Genomic DNA, 22145 nt, shown 5'->3' on the forward strand with positions numbered 1-22145 from the left:
CCCCCAGGCCCCCATCGTGCCCGACCGAGAGACCGCTGACCGCTACCGCTACTTCCTGCCCATCACCACGCGGTGGATGGACAACGACGTGTACGGCCACATCAACAACGTCACCTACTACAGCTACTTCGACACCGTCGCGAACCACTACCTCATCCACGAGGGCGGCCTGGACATCCACGCGGGGGAGGTCATCGGGCTGGTGGTGGAGTCGAAGTGCGCCTATCACGCGCCGCTCGCGTACCCGGACCGGCTGCGCGCGGGCCTGCGGGTGGACAGGCTGGGCAACCGCTCGGTCACCTACGGCATCGCCATCTTCAAGGAAGGGGAGGAGCAGGCGGCGGCGCACGGCCACTTCGTGCACGTCTTCGTGGACCGGAAGACCCGAAAGGCCGTGGCCATGCCTGACCGGCTGCGTGAAGCGCTGGCGAAGCTGGACGTGACGCCCCGCGAACAGGCTTGAGCGCGCATCGCCGCAAGGGCTCCCGGGCGGCCGGGGAGGGGCTGCCGTCCCGCGTCCCGAGCACCGCCCGCCGCCATCACCATCGTCTTCCTGTATCCCTTTTCGGAAGGAGATGGGTGATGTGTTGCAACACACGAATCTGGCATTCCCACCACTGCATCCTGCCGCCGTACGTCAGCCGGCAGATTGCCCAGAACGGCTCACCGCAACAGCGCACGCGGGCCCTGCGGACGCTCGCCATCGACAACACCCTGCGCGCCATCCGCCTGTCGAGCAGCGGCGCGCCCCAGGCGGCCAGGCGCCTCATCCCGGGCCCCATGGTCGTGGAGAGCCAGAAGCTCCGCACCATCTATGACGTGAAGAACACCGAGGCCCTGCCGGGCAGCGTGGTTCGCACCGAGGGGCAGGATGACACGGGCGACGCGGCGGCCGACGAGGCCTATCTTGGCCTGGGCGGGACGTATGACCTCTACTGGGAGGTCTTCGGGCGCAACTCCATTGACGGCAACGGCATGCCGCTGAACGCGCACGTCCACTATGGCTCCGGCTACGACAACGCGTTCTGGGACGGCGAGCGCATGGTCTTCGGCGACGGAGACGGTGAGCTGTTCAACCGCTTCACCATCTCCGTGGACGTCATCGGGCATGAGCTGGCGCACGGCGTGACGGAGCATGAGGGGCCGCTGGCCTACTTCTCCCAGGCGGGCGCGCTCAACGAGCACATGTCGGACGTCTTCGGCTCGCTGGTGAAGCAGCGCCTGTTGAACCAGACGGTGGATCAGGCCGACTGGCTCATTGGCGCGGGGCTCCTCTCCGACAAGGTCCAGGGCAAGGCCCTGCGCTCCATGAAGGACCCGGGCACCGCGTTCGACGACCCGGTGCTGGGCAAGGACCCGCAGCCGGCCATCATGAAGGACTTCGTGAACACGTGGGAGGACAACGGCGGCGTGCACATCAACTCCGGCATCCCCAACAAGGCCTTCTGCATCGCGGCCACGAACCTCAAGGGCTACGCGTGGGAGAAGGCCGGCCTCATCTGGCTGGAGACGCTGCGCGACTCGCGGCTGAAGCCCAACGCCACGTTCCTCTCCTTCGCCCGGCTCACCGTGACGGCGGCCGTCCGCCTCTACGGCAGCGGTGACGAGGAGCAGATCGTGCGCGACGCCTGGAGCCAGGTGGGCATCAAGGTCTCCAAGGAGCGCGCGGGCCAGCCGGCCTGGACGCCGCAGGTGCAGAAGCAGGCCGCGCAGCCGGTGCAGCGCAAGCACTAGGCCCCGGGGTCGATGGCATGCGAATCGAGCTCAAGCGGGAGGGAGGCGTCGCCTTCTTCCCGGGCCTCGCCAGGCCCCGCACCGTGGACCTGGCGGCCGTGCCTCCCGCCACGGCGGAGGCGCTCCACCGGGAGGTGCGGGAGGCCCGCTTCTTCGAACAGCCGGCCACCGTGGGCGGCGGCCCCACGGCGGGCGCGGACCGGACCAGCTACACCGTCACCATCGAGGATGACGGCGGCCGGAGGCATTCGGTCCGGCTGGTGGAGCCCGTGAACGAGCCGCATCTGCGCGCGCTGCTGGGGCTCATCCAGAAGGCCGAGCGGGAGCAGCGCGTCCCCTGAGACCCGTGGCCTAGTAGCGCGGACGGGTGGGGAGGTTCAGGTCGTCGCGGAGGACGTTCTCTCCGGGGCGGCCGCCCTGCACCACGTCCGGCGTGGACGGATCCTGGTCCAGGTCGATGGGCAGGCCCACCGCGGACGTCTCACGGTTGTTCACGCCGTTCTTCTCACCGCGCGCCAGCGTGCCGTTGGCGTAGTCCGACGCGTGCACCAGCTCGTGGAACAGGCCGACGACGGGCGGGCGGTTCTGCCAGTCCTCGGTGCCCAGCGAGATGCGCGTGGTGTTGTAGTTCACCGTGCCGTTGGTGCCCGCGCCCGGCGTGCCGTCCGTGTTGAACCAGGCGTCGTCCTTGTTCTGCGCGGCCGCGGAGTTGCCGCTGGACGTCTCCTTGATGGTCGTGGTGTGGCCGCTGTCATCCAGCGTGCGCAGCAGCTCCTGGCCCGAAGGCAGCGAGCGCATCGCGTCCAGGTCCGACTGCACGCGCGCCTGGAACTCCGCGCTGCCCGACGCCGTCACCGAGCGGCCGCGCTGGTCCGCGTTCGTCATGTCCACGATTTCGCGCTCGCCCGTGGCCGCGTCGGCGGTCTTCTCGTTCTCCTCGACGTAGAGCTTGTCCGTGCCCGTGCCGCCCGTGACCTTGTCCTGGCCCTCGCCGCCCGCCACCGCGTCGTTGCCCCGGCCGCCGCTCAGCGTGTCGTTGCCGCGCCCGCCAATGACCTGGTCGTCGCCTTCGCCGCCGTAGGCCCGGTCATTGCCCGCGCCACCGTCGATGTAGTCCCGGCCCTTGCCGCCGGACACGTAGTCGTTGCCGTCCAGGCCGTAGAGCACGTCGCGTCCGTCGCCGCCCAGGATGCGGTCATCGCCCGCGCCGCCCTCCAGGTAGTCGTCGCCGTCCTGGCCCTGGAGCGTGTCCTTGCCCTCGCCACCGATGACGGTGTCGTTGCCCGCGCCTCCGATGAGCGTGTCGTTGCCCTTGCCGCCGGTGAGCTTGTCGTCGCCCGCGCCGCCGTCCAGCGTGATGTCCTGGGTGACGCTGGCGTCCACGGTGATGGAGTCGTTGCCGTCACCGCCGTTGATGATGGCGCCCTTGGCCTGCGCCGCCGTCAGCGTCACGGTGTCGCTGCCGGACTTGATGGTCAGGCCGCCGTCCGTGTTCTGGGACACCGTCGCGGTGTTGTTGCCCGCGCCCAGGTCCACCACCGTGCGGCCCTGCGCGTTCGTGCTCACCTGCGGCCCGGCGAGGGCGCTGCCCACGCGGCCCGCAATCTTGCCCAGCGCCTCACCGATGCCGCCAGCGGCCTTGCCCAGGGCGGCCCCGATGCCCTCCGCGCCCTTGGGGGAGCGGATCTCCGCGGACAGCACCGGCCGGGTGGCGGCGCCAGCGCGGGGGCCCGCGTCGAAGCCGTCCTTCATCCGCTGGGCGACGGCGGCCTTCACCACGTTGGGCTTCGCCGCGACAGGCGCCTTCGCCGGCTGCGTGCTCACGGGGGACGAGGTAGGGCGCGAACCGGGCTTGCCAATGGAGGTCATGCCGGGATTGTCGCCAAAAGGTGACGCCGGTTGCCTCGGTCCTCGTCCCCCGTGCCAACCCCGCGAAATGTCACGGGCATGTGACACGAAACGCTCGTTCGTGTGACAGGACGGGGCCGCCGGTAACGGTGTGGCAACAACAGGGGGCGGTGCGTGGCGGAGTCCGGCGCTCTTCGGTAACGGGAGCGCCACATCGAGTCCGGGCGGGTCCCTCCCCGTTCCCCGCCCGGCTTCGCCGACCCATGACCTTCGCCTCGTCCCACCGCTCCGTCCTTCAGGCCCTGCTGGCTGGTACCGCGCTGTTCTGCTCCTCCTCCGCCCTGGCGCTGGCGCAAGAGACTCCGCCCCAGGAGGAGATGGAGAAGAAGAAGGACAAGCCCTGGTACGAGAGCATCCGCCTCCGGGGCTACACGCAGGTCCGCTACAACCGGCTGCCCAGCTTCCGGGTGAACGACTCGCTCATCAACGACCAGGGCGACCGCTTCCTGGGCAAGGACACCGGGTTCGGCATCCGCCGCGCGCGCCTGGTCATCTTCGGGGACGTGCACCCGCACGTGTCCATCTACCTGCAGCCGGACTTCGCGTCCGTCATCGGTGACCAGTACAACGTCGCCATCATGCGGGACTGGTACGCGGACATCTTCGTGGACACGAAGAAGGAGTTCCGCTTCCGCGTGGGCCAGTCCAAGGTCCCGTTCGGCTTCGAGAACCTCCAGTCCAGCCAGAACCGCCTGTCGCTGGATCGCAACGACGCCATCAACAGCGCGCTGAAGGACGAGCGCGACCTGGGCGTGTTCTTCTACTGGGCGCCCTCGTACATCCGCGACCGCTTCAAGTTCCTCGTGGACAGCGGCCTCAAGGGCTCCGGCGACTACGGCGTCGTGGGCCTGGGCGTCTACAACGGCCAGACGGCCAACCGCGCCGAGCGAAACAACAGCCCGCACGCCGTCGCGCGCGTCACCTGGCCCTTCCTCTTCGGCTCCCAGTACGTCGAGGCCGGCGTGGGCGGCTACTACGGCCGCTTCAACTTGAGCGCGTCCCCGCGCGATGACGCGGCCTATGCGCTCGCGCGTGGCCCCAACATGGTGGATGCGCGCGCCATCGTCAGCCTGACCGTCTACCCGCAGCCCCTGGGCTTCCAGGCCGAGTACAACCTCGGGCGCGGCCCGTCCCTGGGCTCGTTCCCGGATGAGGCGCTGCTCATCGACAGCCGCGACCTCCAGGGCGGCTACGCGCAGCTCATGTACAAGCTGGACGGCGTGGTCGGCGTCTCGCTCATCCCGTATGTGCGCGGCACCCTCTACAAGGGCGGCAAGAAGTTCGAGACCAACGCCCCCCGCTACGACGTGCGCGAGCTGGAGCTGGGCGCGGAGTGGCAGATCTGGAAGGCCCTGGAGCTGACGGCCGCGTACGTCATCGCGGACCGCACCTCGTCGCGCTACCCGTATGAACAGGAGCAGGGGCACGTGACGCGCCTCCAGCTCCAGTTCAACTACTGAATCACAGCCGTGGGTCGACGGGCTCGCTCTCCAGGGCGAGCACGCCGAAGACGCACTCGTGCACGCGGCGCAGGGACTCCTTCTTCGTGAAGCGCTCCAGTCCCTCCACGCCCAGCGCGAACTCGCGCATCGCCAGCGAGCGCTTGGTGCCCAGGCCTCGCTGGCGCAGCCGGTCCAGGTTCGCGGGCGTGGTGTACTCCGGGCCGTAGATGATGCGCAGGTACTCCGGGCCGCGGGACTTGATGGCGGGCTGCACCACGCCCTTCTTCCCGCGCACCGCGAAGCCGAAGGGCTTCACCACCATGCCCTCGCCGCCGCGCGCGGTGAGCTCCTCCCACCACCGCACGCCGCCGGCCACCGCGTCCGCGTCCTCCAGCGCCACGACGCGGTAGGGCGTGGCCACGAGGAACGACGGGTCCGCGCGGCACACGCGCGCCAGCGTCTCCATGTGCCAGACATGGTCCTTGTCCACGTGGGCCGCGCCCTCCGTGGCCAGCAGGTGGAACGGCGCCAGCCGCACGTCGTCCAGGGACGTCACCGGCCAGCAGTAGCGCCGGTACGCCTCCACGTAGCGCTGGACCTGGGTCGCCTTGTCCGTGAAGCGCGCGGACAGCTCGCCCAGTTGCAGCCCCCGCGCCGTGGCCTGGCCCAGCACGGAGACGACCTCCGACAGCGCCGCGCGTGAGGCCGCGCCCACCGCGGCGTACGGGTCACGCAGCAGCTCCTGGGCCTTGAGCGACCAGGGCATCAGCTCGCAGTCCAGGCAGGCCCAGTCCGTCTTCAGCTCCTCCCAGAAGCCGGACGCGTCCAGCGCCGCCCGGACGCGCGCGAGGAACGCGGCCTCCAGGGCCTCATCCGTGAAGAAGCGCCGGCCCGTGCGCGTGTAGCAGACGCCCGTCTCTCCGGTGGTGACGCCGAAGCGGCGGCGCGCGGCGTCCGCGTCGCGCGCGATGACGACGACGGCGCGCGAGCCCATGTGCTTCTCCTCGCACACGACCTGGGCCACGCCCTCCTTGCGGTAGTAGTCGAACGCCTGCTGCGGATGCTCCAGGAAGCCGGGCAGGGTGCTCGTCTCCGACGGCGACATGGTGGGCGGCAGGTAGATGAGCCAGCGTGGGTCAATGGCGAAGCGGCTCATCGCCTCCAGCGCGGCGGTGGTGTTCTCCTCGCGCAGGGTGACGTGCGCGGCCAGGCGCGTGGAGATGACGCGCTTGCCCCGCACGTCCTCCAGGTCCAGCACGTCATCCGCCTGCTGCTGTGCGCTCAGGCCTGACGGCGCCGGGGCGCCCAGGGGTTTCACCGGCTCGCAGTACACGCGCCGAGCGGGCACGGAGACCAGCTCCTTCTCCGGGTAGCGCAGGGCGGTGAGCTGGCCGCCGTAGACACAGCCGGTGTCCACGCACAGCGTGTTGTTGACCCACTCGGCCTCCAGCACGGCCTGGTGGCCGTAGACCACCGCCGCGCGGCCCCGGTACTCCGCCGCCCAGTTGAAGCGCACCGGGAAGCCGTACTCGTCCGTCTCGCCCGTCGTCTCGCCGTAGAGCGCGAAGGTGCGCACGCGGCCGGAGCCACGGCCCTGCATGCTCTCCTTCAGGCCGGCGTGCGCCACCACCAGCCGCCCGTCATCCAGCACGTAGTGGGACACGAGGTCGTCGATGAACTTCGCCACGCGCTGGTGGAACTCCGGCGGTTCCTTCTCCAGCTGCTCCAGCGTCTGGGCCATGCCGTGGGACACGTTGACCTTGCCGCCGCGCAGCTTGCGCAAAAGCTTCATCTCGTGGTTGCCCGGCACGCACAGCGCGGTGCCGGCCTCCACCATGTCCATCACCAGCCGCAGCACGCCCGGGATGTCCGGGCCGCGGTCCACCAGGTCGCCCAGGAAGATGGCCTTGCGGCCCTCCGGTGGACGCACGTCGAAGCCCGGAGCCCCGTCCGCGCGTGGCCGCACCTGGTAGCCCAGCTTCGTGAGCAGCGCCTCCAGCTCCTCGCGGCAGCCGTGGATGTCTCCGATGATGTCGAACGGCCCTCGCTCGTGCTTGAGGTTGCACCAGAGCGGCTGGCGCTCCAGCACCACGCGGTCGATGACGTCCGGCTTGAGGACGTGCAGGTGGCGGAAGCCCTCGCGCTCCAGGCCGCGCATGGAACGGTGCAGCTGGGACACCTGGTTCTTCACGAAGCGGAAGCTGGCGGCGCGGTCCGGCCGCTGCTGGTTGCGCTCGATGCAGGTGCGCTCCGGCACGTCCAGCACCAGCGCCACGGGCAGCACGTGGTACTCGCGCGCCAGCTCCACGAAGGCCTTGCGCGACTCCGGCTGCACGTTCGTGGCGTCCACCACGGTCAGCAGGCCCCGCGCCAGGCGCTTCGCCGCGACGAAGCGCAGCGTCTCGAAGGCGTCCTTGGTCGCCTCCTGGTTGTTCTCGTCGTCGGACACGAAGCCCCGGTAGGTGTCCGAGGAGAGCACCTCCGTGGGCTTGAAGTGCCGGTGCGCGAAGGTCGTCTTCCCCGAGCCGGAGGGACCGATGAGCACCACGAGGGACAGCTCTGGAATGTGGACGTTCATCGCGTGAACACCGCCATCTGCGTCGGCGCGCCGACCTCCGGGTCGTTCTCTCCCACGGGCAGGAAGCGCGCGCTGTAGCCGAAGCGCTCGCACATGCGCGCCGCCCACGCCTCGAACTCGGCGCGGGTCCACTCGAAGCGGTGGTCGCGGTGGCGGAAGGTGCCGGCGGGGAGGGAGGTGAAGCGCACGTTGTACTCGGAGTTGGGAGTGGTGAGGACGATGAGGCCCGGCCGCGTGTGCTCGAAGAGCACGCGCTCGAAGGCCTCCAGGCGCGGCATGTCCAGGTGCTCGATGACCTCGATGACGGTCGCGGCGTCGAAGCCCGTGAGCCGCTGGTCGCGGTACAGCAGCGAGCCGTGCAGCAGCTTCACGCGCTGGCGCTGGAGGTCGGACATGCGCTCGATGCCGAGCCGGTCCTGGGCAATCTCCAGCGTGCGGTGGGACACGTCCATGCCGACGATTTCGGTGAAGCGCCGGTCCTTCAGGAGCGCCCGGACGAGCTTGCCCTCGCCGCAGCCCAGGTCCACGACGCGCGCGGCGCCGTGCTCCTGGAGGACGGACATCACCGTCTGGAGGCGCTGCTCGTTGAGGCTCAGGCGCGATTCGAGCACGGCCTCCTCGGCGTTGCGCGCCTCCTGGCGCTCCTCGGGCTCCGGGGCCTCGTCGCCCGCGAGCCTTTCCAGGGCCTCGCGCGCCAGGCTGTGGCGGTGGCGCAGGTAGCGGCGGGCAATCTGTTCGCGCTCCGGATGCGCGGCGAGCCAGCCCTCGCCGTGGCGCACGAGCTTCTCCACCTCCTCGTCGCCGACCCAGTAGTGCTTGTCGTCGTCGAGCACCGGGATGAGGACGTACAGGTGCGAGAGCAGATCGCCCAGGCGCACGCGGCCCTCCAGCGTCACGGTGAAGTAGCGGCTGTCGCCCCACGCGGGCACGGTCTCATCCAGCGCGTGGCGGGTCGCGGTGACGGTGTAGCCGAGCGGTTCGAAGAGGCGGCGCAGGAACGCCTCTCCGCCGCGGCAGGGCAGCACCGACAGGCGGGCGGAGAGGGGAATGGGCTGTCCGGCCAGCTGCGGCCGGTCCTTGCTGCGTCCGGACAGCGCGGTGCCGAAGACGCGGGACAGCGCCACGCTCATGAAGGACGACGCCACGTAGGGCCGGTCGTTGACGTACTGCTCCAGCGGTCCACCCGGTCCGCCGCCGCAGGACGGACGGCCGCGCACCAGGGCGACGGGGTCCACCTCCAAGAGGAGCGCCGCCGTCGTGCGGCTGGTGGTGGCCTCCGGGTAGAAGACGTGCGCCAGTCCGAAGGAAAGCTCGAAGGACTGGGGCCGTTCCGGGTTCTTGTGCAGCAGGTAGCCCAGGTCCGTCGCGGGCGTGTGGGTCGTCGAAAGGGTCAGGAGCATGGGGGGCGCGCGTGAATCCTGCTGCGCCCCCGACGGGTGGAACAAGGGCCCCTGACACGAAGCGGGCCCTTCTTCCTCCGCCTACCCGCCGACGGCCTGGTCGATGGCGCCGAAGATGCTGGCGCCCGCGTCGTCCCGCATCTCGATGCGGACCCGGTTGCCGCGCTTGAGGAACGGCGTCTTCGGTGCACCGTCCCGGAGCGTCTCCACCACGCGCACCTCCGCGATGCACGAGTAGCCCGCGCCGCCGTCCCGCACGGGCTTGCCGGGGCCGCCGTCCGGACCCCGGTTGGACACCGTGCCGGAGCCGATGATGGAGCCCGCGCACAGCGAGCGCGTCTTCGCCGCGTGCGCCACCAGCGTGCCGAAGTCGAACGTCATGTCCACGCCCGCGTCCGCGCGGCCAAAGGGCTCGCCGTCGAGGAAGACCTCCAGGCGGCGGTGCAGCTTGCCCTCCCGCCACGCGGGGCCCAGCTCGTCCGGCGTGACGAACACCGGCGAGAACGCCGACGCGGGCTTGGACTGGAAGAAGCCGAAGCCCTTCGCCAGCTCGTTCGGGATGAGGTTTCGCAGCGAGACATCGTTGACCAGCCCCACCAGCACCACCGCGCCCAGGGCCTGCTCGCGCGTGGCGCCCAGGGGCACGTCGCGCGTCACCACCACGACCTCGCCCTCCATGTCGCAGCCCCACGCCTCGTCGTTGAGCGGGATGGGCTGGCAGGGGCCCAGGAAGCCGTCGGAGCCGCCCTGGTACATCAAGGGGTCGGTCCAGAACGAGGGCGGCAGCTCCGCGCCGCGCGCCTTGCGCACCAGCTCCACGTGGTTCACGTACGCGGAGCCGTCCGCCCACTGATAGGCGCGGGGCAGGGGCGCCGCGCAACGGGCCGGGGCGAACGGGGCTCCAGGAACTTCGCCGCGCTCCAGCCGCTCCGACAGCGCGCGCAGGGCCGGGGCGTGGCGGTCCCAGTCATCCAGTGCGGCCTGGAGCGTGGGGGCGATGGCGGACGCATCCGCCTGCCGGGACAGGTCCTTCGTGACGACGACGAGCTGCCCGTCGCGTCCTGCTTCGAGGGAGGCGAGCTTCACGACTGGCCTCCTCCCTGGGACGGCAGCTTCGCCTTGGGCAGGTCCGCCCAGCACGCGTCGTAGTCCTTCTGGAGGACGGCGCTCTCCATGGCCTGGCGCGTGGGCGCGATGACCCAGCGGGTCTCGAACATGAAGGCGAGCGTGTTGTCGATCTTCTTCGGGGTCAGCTCCGCGGCGACGGCGGCCTCGTACGTCTTGCGGTCCGGGCCGTGGGCGCTCATGCAGTTGTGCAGGGACGCGCCGCCGGGGAGGAACGCGTCCGCCTTGGCGTCGTAGACGCCGTGCACCAGGCCCATCAGCTCGCTCATCACGTTGCGGTGGAACCAGGGCGGCCGGAAGGTGTGCTCCGCCACCATCCACCGGGGCGGGAAGATGACGAAGTCGCAGTTCGCCGTTCCCGGCGTGTCGCTGGGCGACGTGAGCACCGTGAAGATGGACGGATCCGGGTGGTCGAAGCTCACCGTGTTGATGGTGTTGAAGCGCGCCAGGTCGTACGTGTACGGCGCGTAGTTGCCGTGCCAGGCCACCACGTCGAACGGCGAGTGGTCCAGCGTCGTCTCCCAGAGGTTCCCCTGGAACTTCTGCACCACGCGCGTGGGGCGCTCCACGTCTTCATACGCCGCGTCCGGCGCCACGAAGTCGCGAGGGTTCGCCAGGCCGTTGGAGCCGATGGGCCCCAGCTCCGGGAGCCGGAACTGCGCGCCGTAGTTCTCACAGATGTAGCCGCGCGCGGGGCCGTCCGGCAGCTCCACCCGCATGCGCATGCCGCGAGGAATGAGCGCCACGTGGCCGGGCGGAACGCTCAGCACGCCCAGCTCCGTCACGATGCGCAGCGCGCCCGACTGCGGGACGATGAGCAGCTCGCCGTCCGCGTTGAAGAACGCCGTGTCCGTCATGGACGCCGTCGCGGCGTAGAGGTGCACCGCCGCGCCCATGCCTTCCGCCGGGGAGCCGTTGCCGCCCAGCGTGAAGAGGCTTTCGAGGAAGGTGGTGGGCGCCGTGGGCATGGGCGCCGGGCTCCAGCGCAGCCGGTTGGGCGAGGGGGGCACCTCCCGGAACGGTCCGCTCCTCAGCGTGCGGGCGTCCACCTGCCGGTACGCCGGGTGGCCCGCGCTGGGCCGCAGCCGGTAGAGCCACGTGCGCCGGTTCACGCCGCGCGGCGCGGTGAACGCGGTGCCGGAGAGCTGCTCCGCGTAGAGGCCGAACGCGACGCGCTGAGGCGTGTTCTGGCCCACTGGAAGCGCACCGGGGACCGCTTCCGATGCGTGCTCGTTCCCAAAGCCTGTCAGGTGGCGGACGTTTTCCATGGCGCCCGAAATAGTAACAGATGTAACCAATGCGGCAAGGCTCAGGGGGCGGGCTTGAGGGCGCGGATGGCGGCGCGCTCCACGCGCTCCAGCAATGTGCGCAGCACGGCGCGTTCAACGGACGACAGCTCCGCCAGCACCTCCGCCTCCGCTTCGAGCGCCGCGGAGGCGATGCGCTGGTAGAGCCGGCGGCCCGAGGCGGTCAGCGTCAGGCGCCGTGAGCGGGCGTCGCTCTGGCTCGTGGCGCGCCGCACCAGACCGCGCTCCTCCAGGGAGCGCGCGGCGCGGCTGACCGGGACCTTGTCCATCCGCGTGCGCCGCACCAGCTCCAGCTGCGAGCGCTCGCCGTCCTCGCCCAGCACCGCGATGAGGCGCCACTCCTGGGTGGAGAGGCCGTCCTCGGCCGCGTACACGCGGGCGATGCGCTGGCTCACGAGGTTGTCCGCGACCGACAGGCGATAGGGGAGGAAGTCATCGAGGGTGAGGCTCGCGGCGCGTGCTTTCTTCATCGGGCGGGGGACTATAGCCAGCCATCCAAGCGGGCGGACGCGGCGGGTGCATTGCATGGGGGGCCAGGGGCGCGGACCTTCATGGGCAGGGAGGCCCACCATGGCCACGAGCAAACAGCGCGCCGCCGGGCGCAAGAACATCAAGAAGGCCGCGACCGCCGCCAAGCGCAAGCGCACGCTCACGAAGCTTCCCAAGAGCACCCGCACGGCCCTGGGCAAGCAGGCCAACAAGGTGAAGCGCGCCAAGGCGAAGGCCCGCTGAGGGATGCCGCTCTGGCTTCAGGCCGGGTTGTGGGGGCTGCTCGCCGGAAGCGCGCTGCTCGTCGGCGCGGCGGTGGGCTATGCCGCCCGCCTGCCCACGCGGCTCATCGCGGGCATCATGGCGTTTGGCGCGGGTGTGCTCATCTCCGCGCTCTCCTTCGACCTGATGGATGAGGCCTTCCACCAGGGCGGCTTCATCCCCACCGCGCTGGGCTTCGTCGCCGGAGCTGCCGCCTACAGCGCGGCCAACGCGGCGCTCGCGAGCCGGGGCGCGAAGCACCGCAAGCGCTCCGGTGGGAAGCAACCCTCGGAGGCGCAGCACGGCGGCAGCGGGATGGCCATCGCCGTGGGCGCGCTGCTGGATGGGATTCCGGAGTCCATCGTCATCGGCGTGAGCCTCATCGCCGGAGGCGCGGTGAGCCTCGTGGCCGTCGCCGCCGTCTTCCTCTCCAACGTCCCGGAGGGGCTCTCCTCCGCGGCGGGAATGCGGCAGGCGGGGCGTTCCAGGGGCTACGTCTTCGGCGTGTGGAGCGGCATCGCGGTCATCTCCGGCCTGGCGTCGCTGCTGGGCTACGTCGTCTTCCGGGGGCTTTCTCCCAGCGCCGTGGCGGGCACCACGGCCGTGGCGGCGGGCGCCATCCTCGCCATGCTCGCGGACACGATGATGCCGGAGGCCACGGAGGGGGCGCACGACCTCACCGGTCTCATCACCGTCGCGGGCTTCCTCGCCGCGTTCGTGCTCAGCAAGCTCGGCGGTTGAGGGGGGGCCCTGGGGACGGTCTTTTGGGGGAATGCGCGGGTGCTGGTGGCGCAGGCCCCGGAGTCCGGCGCCCGGGAGGTCCCCTTTCCCGCGACGCCCTTTCCGGATGGCGGCCTGGACGCGCGTATCCACCTGGGCCGCCCGCGCAGCTCGAAGATCATGACGACCTTCGGCTTCATCCTCGCGGCGGCGCTGGTGTTCGGTCTGCCGGTGATGATCGACGGCTTTCTGGACTCGGGCTCGGACAGGACCCTGAAGCTGTTCCTGGGCGTGCCCTTCACGGCCGTGGGCATCGTGGGCGTGGTGATGGTCGTCACGGGCTTCAGGCAGGGAGGGCGCATCGCGCGGGAGAACAAGGCCCGGCGCGACACTCTCATCGAACAGAAGACCCAGCTGGAGGCGGAGCTGCGGGACCTGCGGGCCCGCCGCGACGGGATGCGCTCGCGGCAGTGGCAGCCCCGCCCTTCGATTCCGCTCGTCGCCGTGAACTTCTAGTAGGCGCACGCGCGGTTGTTGCACCACCCCTGCGTCGTGCCGCAGACGCAGTCCGAGTCATCGATGCAGCGGGTGGACGGGCACGTCGGGCCGCCACCACCACCGCCACCGCCCGGGAGGACATAGGAGCAGGCGTTGCGCGTGCACGTCACGGAGTTCGCGTTGGGACACGCGTTCCAGCAGTCAGCCTCCGAGGAGCACCGGACCGAGAAACAGATCAGCCCCGCGGCCTCCTCGGGCGTGGGCTCGGAGGTCAGGGCCTCGGAGGAGTCGGAGGCGGCGCACACCGCCTGCGTGGCCAGCTCCAGCACTGGCGCGGACGGCTCCGCGAAGGCCGTGGTGGCGGCGAAGGACAGCAGGACGGCGACGCTCCAGGACAGGCTTCGGCGGGACGACGACATGGCGGCGGGCTCTTTCCCTCCCAGTGAAGCCATGCGGCGCTGCATGGGGAGTCCTGGGAATGCAAAATTATCATGACTGTCCGGGCTGAGGCCGCGCGGGCCCTGGTGACAGCGGCCATCAGCCCCTGACAGTGGACATCAGGGCCGGGCCTTCAGGCTCAAGCCAACCCACTGGAATCACGTGAGGGACATGCGCTCCGGAGGCGGCACGACGGTTGCTCTAGGGGAGGGCACACGACGTCTTCCGCTTCCGAGGCCCACCATGAAGCTCCGCTCCTCCTCCTTCTCCGCGCCGTCCCTCCCCTCCGGCTCCCGCACGCGCAGCCCCAGTGCGCCCCCGAAGCTGGAGACGGTGAAGCCGCAGCGGGCGCCCACGGCGCTGGAGCTTCAGGACGGCAAGAACAAGCTCAAGCCTGCGGACCACGGTGTGGTGCACCCGGACCTGTCGGGCATCCGGACCCGCCGCGACAGCCGTCAGTCCGGCGCGGACTTCGCGGACTTCACGCAGGACGCGCGCAACTCCACGCACAAGCTGATGAGCCGCCCGGTGGGCAACCAGATGCTGACGGAGCTCAACGGCCGCACGCCGCAACTGAACCCCGGCGCGACGGGCACTCCGCGGAAGCCGCTGACGGTGGCGGACATCTACTCCGGCCGCAACGAGTCCATGCCGATGTCCCACCGCCCGCGCCACGACGGCACGCTCCAGTCGCTGCGCCCCGCGTACCGTCAGGACGGCCAGGCGGGGACGGGACAGGCCAGCCGCATCAACTACGACGAGACCCAGCCTGGCCCGCGCTTCAACAGCCTGGGCCACGAGTCCGTCCACGCGTGGCGCGCCGCCAACGGCACGCAGGTCAGCCCCCTGGCCGTCAGCAAGCACTCGGACGCGGAGGTGTTCAAGCGCTACCCCAGCCACTCGGCCCCGATGAAGGACACCGTGGAGACGCGCCTGCAGCTGCAGGAGGAGTTCGAGACCGTTGGCCTGCGCCCCACGCCGCGCATGCCGAACGCCCCCACGGAGAACCGCATCCGCGCCGAGCACGGGCTGCCCGCGCGCCAGGACTACTCGGGCTTCCGGCCCGGCGCGAACTCGAACCAGCAGAACTTCGAGAACTTCGACGCGGGCTCGGATGACCGCAGCCGCTTCCAGAAGTTCATGGGGACGCCGTCGCCGCTGGGGCGGATTGTCGGCGACCTGGAGAAGTAGTCGCGAAGCAGGCGCTCGCGCGCCAACGCGTCCGGGCGGATTGCCGCGTGCGCGAAGTCCCCCCACCGTTCCTTGAAAAGAACGCAGGCCGGGGGGGCCTCATGCGCGCGCATCTCCTGTTCATCCTCATCCCGTCGTTGATGGCACCGGTGACGTTCGCCCAGGCGCCGGAGGACAGCGCGGCCCAGCACGGGGCGCACGGCAAGCCGTCCGCGCTGTCGAGCCTGGGTTCGCTCGCCCAGGGCGCGGTGCTCTTCGACAACCTGGGGACCTTCCAGCGCAAGGTGACGACCCGGTCGCCCGAGGCGCAGGCCTTCTTCGACCAGGGCATGCGGCTGACGTATGCCTTCAACCACGACGAGGCCGCGCGCTCGTTCGCCCGCGCCGCGCAGCTGGACCCGTCCTGCGCCAGCTGCTTCTGGGGCGTCGCCCTGGTGCTGGGGCCCAACTACAACGTGCCCATGCTGCCGGACCGGGCCGCGCTCGCGTGGACCGCGCTGCAAAAGGCCCAGGCGCTCGCCCCCACGGCGTCTCCCGAGGAGCAGGCGCTCATCGGCGCGCTGTCCAGGCGCTACGGCGGACCGGAGCCGCGCACGCCGGAGGAGATGAAGCCCTTCTCGCAGGCGTACGCCAATGCCATGCGCGACGTGGCGAAGCGCTTCCCGGACGACCTGGACGTGCAGGTGCTCTTCGCCGAGTCCCTGATGAACCTCAACCCGTGGAAGCTGTGGACGCTGGACGGCAAGCCGGAGCCGGGCACGGAGGAGATCGTCTCCCGGCTGGAGTCGGTGCTCGCGCGCGCGCCAAACCACCCGGGCGCCAATCACTATTACATCCACGCCGTCGAGGCGTCGGACCACCCCGAGCGCGCGCTGGCCTCCGCGGACCGGCTGCCGGGGTTGATGCCCGGCGCGGGGCACGTGGTGCACATGCCGGCGCACATCTACCAGCGGGTGGGCCGTTACGCGGACGCATCGGAGAGCAACCGCCGGGCGGTGCAGGCGGACAATGCCTATCTGCGCCAGGTGGAGCCCATCGGCTACTACCCCATGTACCTCGCGCACAACTGGGGCTTCCTGTCGTTCTCGTCGTCCATGGAGGGGCGCGCGGGTGAGTCCATCCGCGCCGCGCGCGAGTCCGCGAAGGTCCTGCCGCCGGAGATGCTGACGGCGATGCCGGGCATGGACTTCTTCGCCTCCGAGCCGCTGCTCGCCATGGTGCGCTTCGGGCGCTACGACGCGCTGCTCAAGGAGCCCCGGCCGGACGCGAAGTACCCGGTGCTGACGGGGATGTGGCTGCACGCGCACGGGCTGGCGCTCGCCGCGAAGGGAGACTTCGAGCAGGCCCGCGCGGAGCACGCGGAGCTGGTGAAGCTGGCCGCCAGCGTCCCGGACACGATGACCGCCGGGAACAACCCGGCGAAGGACGTGCTGGACGTGGCGGCGCGCGTGCTGGATGCCTCCATCGCCGAGCGCCAGGGCTGCGCCGACGCGCTGACGCGCTGGGAGGACGCGGTGCGCGCCGCGGATCAGCTGGCCTACTCGGAGCCCAGTGACTGGTACTACCCCGTGCGCCACTTCCAGGGCGCGGCGCTGCTGGACGCGAAGCAATACCGGGCCGCGGAGGCCGTCTACCGCGAGGACCTGCGCCGCAACCCCGGCAACGGCTGGGCGCTCTTCGGGCTCGCCGAGTCGTTGAAGGGGCAGGGCCGCACGGCCGAGGCCGCCGCCGCGCGGCAGCGCTTCAAGACGGCCTGGGCGAACTCGGACATCGTGCTGCTCACCCGCACGGCCTTCTGACGTCAGCGGGCGCGGCGTGGGCGGAGCGTCATCCTCGCGCGGACGCCAATCCGCCCCGTCCTGACTCCCGGCGTCAGAAGCGCGCCTGGAGCAGCACGTTGAAGCCCACGGAGTTGGCGGGCTGGTAGACCGGGTCCGCGATGCCCGTGACGTCATCCTCGAAGCGGGTCCGGTTCGGGTCGTGCGTGTAGGAGACCTCCGCCAGCACGCCGGCGACCTTGCCCAGGTCCCAGCGGGCCGTGGCCTTCACCGTCACCACCAGCCCCGGGTCGTCGCCCGAGGGCAGCAGGGTGATCATGTTGGGCCCCCGGAACACGGCGGTGTAGTTGCGCTCCGGGAGGCCCACCGGCGCGCTCCGGAGCGAGGCGGGGCGGGTGAAGCGCACGAGCAGCCCGGGCGTCAGCCCCCAGTCCTGGAGGTGGTAGTCGGTGCTCAGCGTGCCGGACATCTCCGCGCTGGCCTCCGCGTCGTCCTGGAAGTCCTGGTACGGGGGGAACCCGGGCACATCGACCTGGATGAAGGAGAGCGTGCGGACATAGGCCAGGGCGTGCGCGCGCCAGAAGCCCTGCTTCACCCGCGCCTCCAGCGCCCCCGCGCCCCCCGTCTGCGTGGTCCGCTGGCGGAAGGACTCTGGATCCAGCAGCGCCTGCGACACGTAGCTGCCCTCCAGCGACACCGACGCGGCGAACCCGCCCGGATACGTCTCCGGCTGGAAGAAGCGCTCGAAGAAGGTCGGGTCGCCCTGGTACAGCGCCAGGTCGACGTTGTTCCCGATGGGCGCGCCCCGGTGCCAGACCGCGCCCAGCGAGGCCCCGCGTACGGGCTGGTGCAGCTCGGTGCCGGAGACGCCGTTGGTGGGAATCTGCCCCCGGTCGAGCACGGTGCCCTTCAAGGCCAGACGCAGCTCGGGCGTGACGTCCAGGAAGCCGCCCGCGAGCAGGGCGTAGCGGCGGGAGTACTCCAGCAGCAGGTCATCAAGCACGGCGGCGGACTTGACCGCCACGAAGGCCTCCCACCGCCGCCGGGTCAAGCGCAGCTCCAGCGCGGACTCGTTTCCCGCGCGGCGCAGGAAGGCCTGCCGTTCCCAGGTGACCGGGTACGTGAAGCCCATGTACAGCCGCGACGTGGTGATGGGGTGCACCGCCACGGCGAGCCCCTCTCCGGACTCCCAGCCCGACGGCCGGTAGCGCAGCCGCACGTTGCTGCCGAAGTCCTGCAGGGTGATGCCCGTGGTGGCCGGCGCGGAGAGGAAGAACGACAGCGTGGCCTCCGCGCGCAGGCCCGACGCGAGCTCCGGCGTATGGCCCTCCAGCGCGGCGTGGAAGTACGTGGCCGACCCTTCGACGTCGATGTCGTCGTCGAAGCCCTGGAAGGACAACCGCGCCTGGAAGGGCGGTTCGGTGGACGTGACTTCAGGTGACTGTCCCAGGCACAGCAGCAGGGGAAGCGTCAGGAGTGGAGACGTCATGGGCGCGCGCGTCTAGCACGTCCCGCCCGTGACAGGAATCAAGACGCCGCGTCGATGCGGCTGTGGCGCTGCGTGTCTGGCATCACCGTGTAGACGAGCAGCGAGCAGAAGATGCAGGCCGTCACGTACCAGAAGAACCACGGCTCGTGCCCGGCCAGCTTCAGCCGCGTGCCCACGTACTCCGCGGTGCCGCCAAAGAGCGACACCGTCAGCGCGTAGGGCAGCCCCACGCCCAGGGCGCGGATGCGCGCGGGGAACAGCTCCGCCTTCACCACGGCGTTGATGGACGTGTAGCCGGAGAGGATGACCAGCGCGGCGAGCACCAGCATGAACGCGGTGAGCGCATCCCGCGTCCGCGTCAGCGCGGTGAGCAGCGGCACCGTGCACAGCGTGCCCAGGATGCCAAACCCCATCAGCACCGGCCTGCGGCCCACCTTGTCGGAGACGTAGCCCAGCACCGGCTGGAGCAGCATGTAGAGGAACAGCGAGCCCGCGGAGATGAGCGTGGCTTCGTCCCGCGTCAGCCCCACCGAGTTCACCAGGAACTTCTGCATGTAGACAGTGTATGTGTAGAAGGCCAGCGTCCCGCCCATGGTGAGCCCCACCACCACGGCGATCTCCTTCGGGTGGCGCAAAAGCTCGCGCATGGGATGGTGCCCGGTCTTCTTCGCCGCCTCGCGGGTGAAGGCCTCCGTCTCCACCATGTTGCGCCGCATGTAGAAGCCGAAGATGGCCAGCGCCGCGCCAATGCCAAACGGGATGCGCCAGCCCCACGCCTCCAGCTGCGGACCCGTGAGCAGGAGCCGCTGCAACACCAGCAGCGTCAGCGTGGCCAACAGCTGCCCCATGATGAGCGTGACGTACTGGAAGGAGCTGTAGAAGCCCCGGTGGCGGGAGGTGGCCACTTCGCTCAGGTAGGTGGCGCTGGTGCCGTACTCGCCGCCCAGGGAGAGCCCCTGGAGCAGCCGCGCGAGCAGCAGCACCACGGGCGCCGCCACGCCGATGCGCGCGTACGTGGGGCAGATGGCGATGACCAGCGAGCCCAGGCACATCAGCGTGACGGACAACGTCAGCGCGGACCTGCGGCCCTTCTGGTCCGCGTAGAGCCCCATCAGCCAGCCGCCCACCGGCCGGATGAGGAAGCCCAGCGCGAACACGCCGGCGGTGTTGAGCTGTTGCACCAGCGGGTCCGCGTCCGGGAAGAACGCGTGCGCGAAGTACAGCGAGAACGCCGAGTAGACGTAGAAGTCGTACCACTCGATGAGGTTGCCCACCGAGCCGCCGAAGATGGAGAGCAGCCGCTGCCGCACGGGGGACATGGGGCGTGCCGCTCAGGCCTTCAGCGTGCGGCCGAACAGCTCCTGGAGCCGCGTCCAGTGCGTCTCCGCGACCTCCGCGTTGAACTGGGGCGTGCCCGGCACCGAGTAGCCGTGCTGCGCGCCGGGGTAGAGCTCCGAGGTGTACTTCACGCCCGCGTCCTTGAGCGCCGCCTCCAGCGTGCGGATGGCGTCCGCGGGCATGGAGTTGTCGTTGTCCGCGTGGCCGAAGTACAGCTCCGCCTTCACCTGGTTCACCAGGCGGTGGGGGCTGTCGGGCGCGTCCGTGGCCAGGCGGCCGCCATGGGACGACGCCACCGCGCCGATGCGGTCCGGGAAGTCCGCGCCCATGCGCACGGCGATGCCGCCGCTGAAGCAGTAGCCCGCCACGCCCGCCTTCGGGCCCTTCACGAACGGCTGGCGGGAGAGGAAGTCCAGCTGGGCGCCCGCGTCCGCCTTCAGGCGCTCCGGCGTCAGCGTGCCGATGAGCGCGTAGATGCGCTTGCGGAACGCCTCGTCATAAAAGGTGCCCTTGAGGTCCAGCTTCGACGACGGGGCCTCCCGGTAGAACACGTTGGGCAGGAGCACCACGTAGCCGGACTTCGACAGGCGCCGGGCCATGTCCTCGAACACGGGCCGGACACCAAAGGCATCCGGAAGCATGATGACCGCCGGCCACGGACCCGAGCCTTCCGGCTGGAACAGCTTCGCGTCCATCACTCCATCCGCGGTCTTGATGTCGACGTCCTGCATGGTGTGGGTGACCTCCATGGCGGGCGGTGCATGCGCCCGGCCTGGAGGTGACACCACACGCGCTGCCGATGCGCCATCCGTTTCGCACGGCCCCCCCTCGCTCCGTGCGAAACGGACACTGGCTTCCCTTGCGGGAAGGCTACTTGACGCAGTTGCCCCAGCCGCGCTTGCTGTTGCTGACGGTCATCTCCCAGTAGCGGGTGCCGGCGTTGTAGTCGATGGTCACGCCGTCGTCGTAGTCGCTGGTGCTGAAGTTGCCGCCGATGCCGGACAGCATGCAGGCCACGCCACCCGGATTGTAGGCCAGGTTGTGCGTGAAGGTGCCCGGGTTGCCGGCGATCCACAGCCAGCCGCCCGCATCCGAGGGCACGTCCACGCAGAGGGCGCGCGCTCCGCCCGCCGCGCCCAGGTTGCCGCCCAGGTACCAGTTGTAGCCGTCATTCCAGACGCGGGCGTAGTCGGCGTTGGCCGTGAAGCCACCCGCGGCCTCCACCTGCGTGAGGAAGCAGCGGCGGGCCGAGGTGACCGCGCCCAGCAGCTTCGCCGCCTGGCCGTCGTACCAGGAGACCTCCGGGGTCCGGTTGGTGGCGGTGTTGATGCACTGGACGTCCGTGCGCAGCGCCTTGCTGTTGCTCTGGTTGATGAAGATCTCCCAGTTGCCGGCGTACTGGAAGACGCCCGCGCCGGCCCAGCTGGTGCCCTTCAGGTTGCCCCGGATGCCGCGCAGGAAGCAGGTCCGGTTGGTGGCGGTCCCGATGGTGGTGGACGTCAGGCCGTTGGCGGAGGTGCCCCACCAGTACGTGCCGCCCAGCCCGATGCCCTGCTCGCTCGTCCCGAGCGCCGCGTCCTCGGGAGCCGAGGGAGCGGCGGCCTCGGTGGCACCTTCGCCCGTCATGGACCCGTCCATCATCGGGTCGCCGCCGCAGCCCACCGCGAAGAGGCAAAGGGGCGCCGCCAGGAACAGCTTCCGCGCGAAGTGATTCGTGTGCATGTCGTTTCTCCGTTCGTCGTTCAGGGAATGCCAGCGATGCGTCCTGCCTTGCCGCCAGCGGGGAACGGAACGGGACATGAGCAACGCGGATGCCAACGCCGCGCCCCGGGAGGAGTGCCAGGGGAACGGCAAGCCTTGCGCGTTCCCGGTGCCCGGGACGTGGCAAGGCTTGCACGGACGGCAAGAGTTGCATGGCAGGTGTGCCCGGGCGGGGCTGCTGGCAGGATTCCCCCCGGTTCATGGAGTGGGAGGACAAGGTGGGCATGCATCACGAAGGCGCGGCCGTGGTCCGGACCCTGGTGCTGCTGGGCGCGTTGTTCGGCGCCGGCGCCCGGGCGGAGGTGACGCGCGCGGAGTTCCTGGTGCCCTCCGAGGAGGGCGTGGAGGTCTCCGTCCGCGAGGTGAAGGACACGGGCATGCAGGTGGCCAACCTGCCCCCGCTCATCCTCCTGCACGGCGCGCGGGTGCCGGGGCGGGCCTCGTTCGACCTGCCCGTGGAGGGAGGCTCCATCGCGGCGGAGCTCGCCCGCGCGGGGCACGCGGTGTACGTGATGGACGCGCGCGGCTATGGCGGCTCCACGCGGCCCCTGGCCATGAGCACGCCCGCCAGGGGCCGGCCGCTGGTGAACTCGCACGAGGTCGTCCAGGACGTGCACGCGGTGGTGGGCTGGGTGAAGGCGCGCACGGGGCAGCGCCGCGTGGGGCTCTTCGGGTGGGCCACGGGAGG

General features: G+C 70.5%; 21 protein-coding genes. 10 read left to right on the forward strand and 11 right to left on the reverse strand.

Translation table 11 applies throughout. The features are described 5' to 3' along the window. The 3 genes from D7X55_RS14175 to D7X55_RS14185 all read left to right on the forward strand — a co-directional run. A partial coding sequence (locus tag D7X55_RS14175; RefSeq protein ID WP_304988892.1) for a thioesterase family protein occupies positions 1–463 on the forward strand: 463 nt, incomplete at its 5' end. Positions 464–582: 119 nt separating this feature from the next. Beyond that, positions 583–1734, forward strand: a complete 1152-nt coding sequence (locus D7X55_RS14180) for a M4 family metallopeptidase (protein ID WP_120546321.1) — start codon at positions 583–585, stop codon at positions 1732–1734. A 17-nt stretch (positions 1735–1751) separates the two neighbouring features. Next, positions 1752–2075 (forward strand): protealysin inhibitor emfourin, encoded by a 324-nt coding sequence (locus D7X55_RS14185; RefSeq protein WP_121723331.1) that lies wholly within the window; start codon positions 1752–1754, stop codon positions 2073–2075. Positions 2076–2085: 10 nt separating this feature from the next. On the opposite strand, the gene D7X55_RS14190 is transcribed toward D7X55_RS14185, so the two are convergent. Continuing rightward, complete coding sequence (locus tag D7X55_RS14190; protein WP_121723332.1) at positions 2086–3603, reverse strand: M91 family zinc metallopeptidase; 1518 nt, start codon at positions 3601–3603, stop codon at positions 2086–2088. A gap of 242 nt (positions 3604–3845) precedes the next feature. On the opposite strand from D7X55_RS14190, the gene D7X55_RS14195 reads away from it, so the two are divergent. Further along, positions 3846–5102, forward strand: a complete 1257-nt coding sequence (locus D7X55_RS14195; protein WP_121723333.1) for a porin — start codon at positions 3846–3848, stop codon at positions 5100–5102. A 1-nt stretch (position 5103) separates the two neighbouring features. Here the strand turns inward: D7X55_RS14195 and D7X55_RS14200 are convergent, their stop codons facing one another. The 5 genes from D7X55_RS14200 to D7X55_RS14220 all read right to left on the reverse strand — a co-directional run bounded on the left by D7X55_RS14200 (position 5104) and on the right by D7X55_RS14220 (position 11964). Then, the gene (locus D7X55_RS14200) at positions 5104–7662 is read right to left on the reverse strand and encodes a polynucleotide kinase-phosphatase (protein WP_121723334.1); all 2559 of its coding nucleotides are present in this window, start codon (positions 7660–7662) and stop codon (positions 5104–5106) included. After that, positions 7659–9062 (reverse strand): 3' terminal RNA ribose 2'-O-methyltransferase Hen1, encoded by a 1404-nt coding sequence (locus tag D7X55_RS14205; RefSeq protein ID WP_121723340.1) that lies wholly within the window; start codon positions 9060–9062, stop codon positions 7659–7661. Before D7X55_RS14205 ends, D7X55_RS14200 begins: the two co-directional genes overlap by 4 nt. Before the next feature lie 81 nt (positions 9063–9143). Continuing rightward, positions 9144–10148 carry a fumarylacetoacetate hydrolase family protein gene (locus D7X55_RS14210; RefSeq protein ID WP_120546326.1) on the reverse strand — a complete coding sequence of 335 codons (1005 nt, stop codon included), beginning with the start codon at positions 10146–10148 and terminating at the stop codon, positions 9144–9146. Further along, positions 10145–11455 (reverse strand): homogentisate 1,2-dioxygenase, encoded by a 1311-nt coding sequence (gene hmgA, locus D7X55_RS14215; RefSeq protein WP_121723335.1) that lies wholly within the window; start codon positions 11453–11455, stop codon positions 10145–10147. Before hmgA ends, D7X55_RS14210 begins: the two co-directional genes overlap by 4 nt. Positions 11456–11496: 41 nt before the next feature. After that, positions 11497–11964, reverse strand: a complete 468-nt coding sequence (locus D7X55_RS14220; protein ID WP_121723336.1) for a MarR family winged helix-turn-helix transcriptional regulator — start codon at positions 11962–11964, stop codon at positions 11497–11499. 100 nt (positions 11965–12064) lie between these two features. On the opposite strand from D7X55_RS14220, the gene D7X55_RS43350 reads away from it, so the two are divergent. The 3 genes from D7X55_RS43350 to D7X55_RS14230 are packed head-to-tail and all read left to right on the forward strand — an operon-like array spanning position 12065 to position 13480. Further along, a complete protein-coding gene (locus D7X55_RS43350) occupies positions 12065–12226 on the forward strand; it encodes a hypothetical protein (protein ID WP_158626372.1) in 162 nt (53 codons plus the stop codon). 3 nt (positions 12227–12229) lie between these two features. Beyond that, positions 12230–12985 carry a ZIP family metal transporter gene (locus tag D7X55_RS14225; RefSeq protein ID WP_120546329.1) on the forward strand — a complete coding sequence of 252 codons (756 nt, stop codon included), beginning with the start codon at positions 12230–12232 and terminating at the stop codon, positions 12983–12985. Between the two features lie 39 nt (positions 12986–13024). Further along, positions 13025–13480, forward strand: coding sequence for a hypothetical protein (locus D7X55_RS14230; protein ID WP_120546330.1), 456 nt, complete (start codon positions 13025–13027; stop codon positions 13478–13480). Here D7X55_RS14230 and D7X55_RS14235 read toward each other — a convergent pair. Then, complete coding sequence (locus D7X55_RS14235; RefSeq protein WP_120546331.1) at positions 13477–13881, reverse strand: hypothetical protein; 405 nt, start codon at positions 13879–13881, stop codon at positions 13477–13479. The genes D7X55_RS14230 and D7X55_RS14235 overlap by 4 nt on opposite strands. A gap of 262 nt (positions 13882–14143) precedes the next feature. On the opposite strand from D7X55_RS14235, the gene D7X55_RS14240 reads away from it, so the two are divergent. Next, complete coding sequence (locus D7X55_RS14240; RefSeq protein WP_120546332.1) at positions 14144–15091, forward strand: M91 family zinc metallopeptidase; 948 nt, start codon at positions 14144–14146, stop codon at positions 15089–15091. 101 nt (positions 15092–15192) lie between these two features. Continuing rightward, positions 15193–16890 (forward strand): hypothetical protein, encoded by a 1698-nt coding sequence (locus D7X55_RS14245; protein WP_121723337.1) that lies wholly within the window; start codon positions 15193–15195, stop codon positions 16888–16890. 73 nt (positions 16891–16963) lie between these two features. Here the strand turns inward: D7X55_RS14245 and D7X55_RS14250 are convergent, their stop codons facing one another. The 4 genes from D7X55_RS14250 to D7X55_RS14265 form a co-directional block, all read right to left on the reverse strand. After that, entirely contained in the window at positions 16964–18358 is a 1395-nt protein-coding gene (locus D7X55_RS14250) for a hypothetical protein (protein ID WP_120546334.1), read from the reverse strand. Positions 18359–18396: 38 nt separating this feature from the next. Next, positions 18397–19677: an MFS transporter gene (locus D7X55_RS14255; protein ID WP_120546335.1), complete on the reverse strand. Its 1281-nt coding sequence runs from the start codon at positions 19675–19677 to the stop codon at positions 18397–18399. 12 nt (positions 19678–19689) lie between these two features. Next, positions 19690–20427: a dienelactone hydrolase family protein gene (locus D7X55_RS14260; protein ID WP_120546370.1), complete on the reverse strand. Its 738-nt coding sequence runs from the start codon at positions 20425–20427 to the stop codon at positions 19690–19692. Positions 20428–20566: 139 nt separating this feature from the next. Beyond that, positions 20567–21418, reverse strand: a complete 852-nt coding sequence (locus D7X55_RS14265) for a hypothetical protein (protein WP_120546336.1) — start codon at positions 21416–21418, stop codon at positions 20567–20569. Positions 21419–21657: 239 nt separating this feature from the next. Here D7X55_RS14265 and D7X55_RS14270 point away from each other — a divergent pair. Further along, positions 21658–22145 (forward strand): alpha/beta hydrolase (locus D7X55_RS14270; protein WP_121723338.1); only part of this gene is annotated, 488 nt, incomplete at its 3' end.

The organism is Corallococcus sp. AB049A (assembly GCF_003668885.1).
In the GTDB taxonomy this organism is placed as follows: domain Bacteria; phylum Myxococcota; class Myxococcia; order Myxococcales; family Myxococcaceae; genus Corallococcus; species Corallococcus interemptor.

Coding starts and splice junctions, on each gene's coding strand:
- D7X55_RS14180 (WP_120546321.1), top strand. CDS start 583: ATGTGTTGCAACACACGAATCTGGCATTCCCACCACTGCATCCTGCCG.
- D7X55_RS14250 (WP_120546334.1), bottom strand. CDS start 18,358: ATGACGTCTCCACTCCTGACGCTTCCCCTGCTGCTGTGCCTGGGACAG.
- D7X55_RS14195 (WP_121723333.1), top strand. CDS start 3,846: ATGACCTTCGCCTCGTCCCACCGCTCCGTCCTTCAGGCCCTGCTGGCT.
- D7X55_RS14260 (WP_120546370.1), bottom strand. CDS start 20,427: ATGCAGGACGTCGACATCAAGACCGCGGATGGAGTGATGGACGCGAAG.
- D7X55_RS14225 (WP_120546329.1), top strand. CDS start 12,230: ATGCCGCTCTGGCTTCAGGCCGGGTTGTGGGGGCTGCTCGCCGGAAGC.
- D7X55_RS14240 (WP_120546332.1), top strand. CDS start 14,144: ATGAAGCTCCGCTCCTCCTCCTTCTCCGCGCCGTCCCTCCCCTCCGGC.
- D7X55_RS14220 (WP_121723336.1), bottom strand. CDS start 11,964: ATGAAGAAAGCACGCGCCGCGAGCCTCACCCTCGATGACTTCCTCCCC.
- D7X55_RS14200 (WP_121723334.1), bottom strand. CDS start 7,662: ATGAACGTCCACATTCCAGAGCTGTCCCTCGTGGTGCTCATCGGTCCC.
- D7X55_RS14235 (WP_120546331.1), bottom strand. CDS start 13,881: ATGTCGTCGTCCCGCCGAAGCCTGTCCTGGAGCGTCGCCGTCCTGCTG.
- D7X55_RS14245 (WP_121723337.1), top strand. CDS start 15,193: ATGCGCGCGCATCTCCTGTTCATCCTCATCCCGTCGTTGATGGCACCG.
- D7X55_RS14185 (WP_121723331.1), top strand. CDS start 1,752: ATGCGAATCGAGCTCAAGCGGGAGGGAGGCGTCGCCTTCTTCCCGGGC.
- D7X55_RS14205 (WP_121723340.1), bottom strand. CDS start 9,062: ATGCTCCTGACCCTTTCGACGACCCACACGCCCGCGACGGACCTGGGC.
- D7X55_RS43350 (WP_158626372.1), top strand. CDS start 12,065: ATGGCCACGAGCAAACAGCGCGCCGCCGGGCGCAAGAACATCAAGAAG.
- D7X55_RS14190 (WP_121723332.1), bottom strand. CDS start 3,603: ATGACCTCCATTGGCAAGCCCGGTTCGCGCCCTACCTCGTCCCCCGTG.
- D7X55_RS14255 (WP_120546335.1), bottom strand. CDS start 19,677: ATGTCCCCCGTGCGGCAGCGGCTGCTCTCCATCTTCGGCGGCTCGGTG.
- hmgA (WP_121723335.1), bottom strand. CDS start 11,455: ATGGAAAACGTCCGCCACCTGACAGGCTTTGGGAACGAGCACGCATCG.
- D7X55_RS14265 (WP_120546336.1), bottom strand. CDS start 21,418: ATGCACACGAATCACTTCGCGCGGAAGCTGTTCCTGGCGGCGCCCCTT.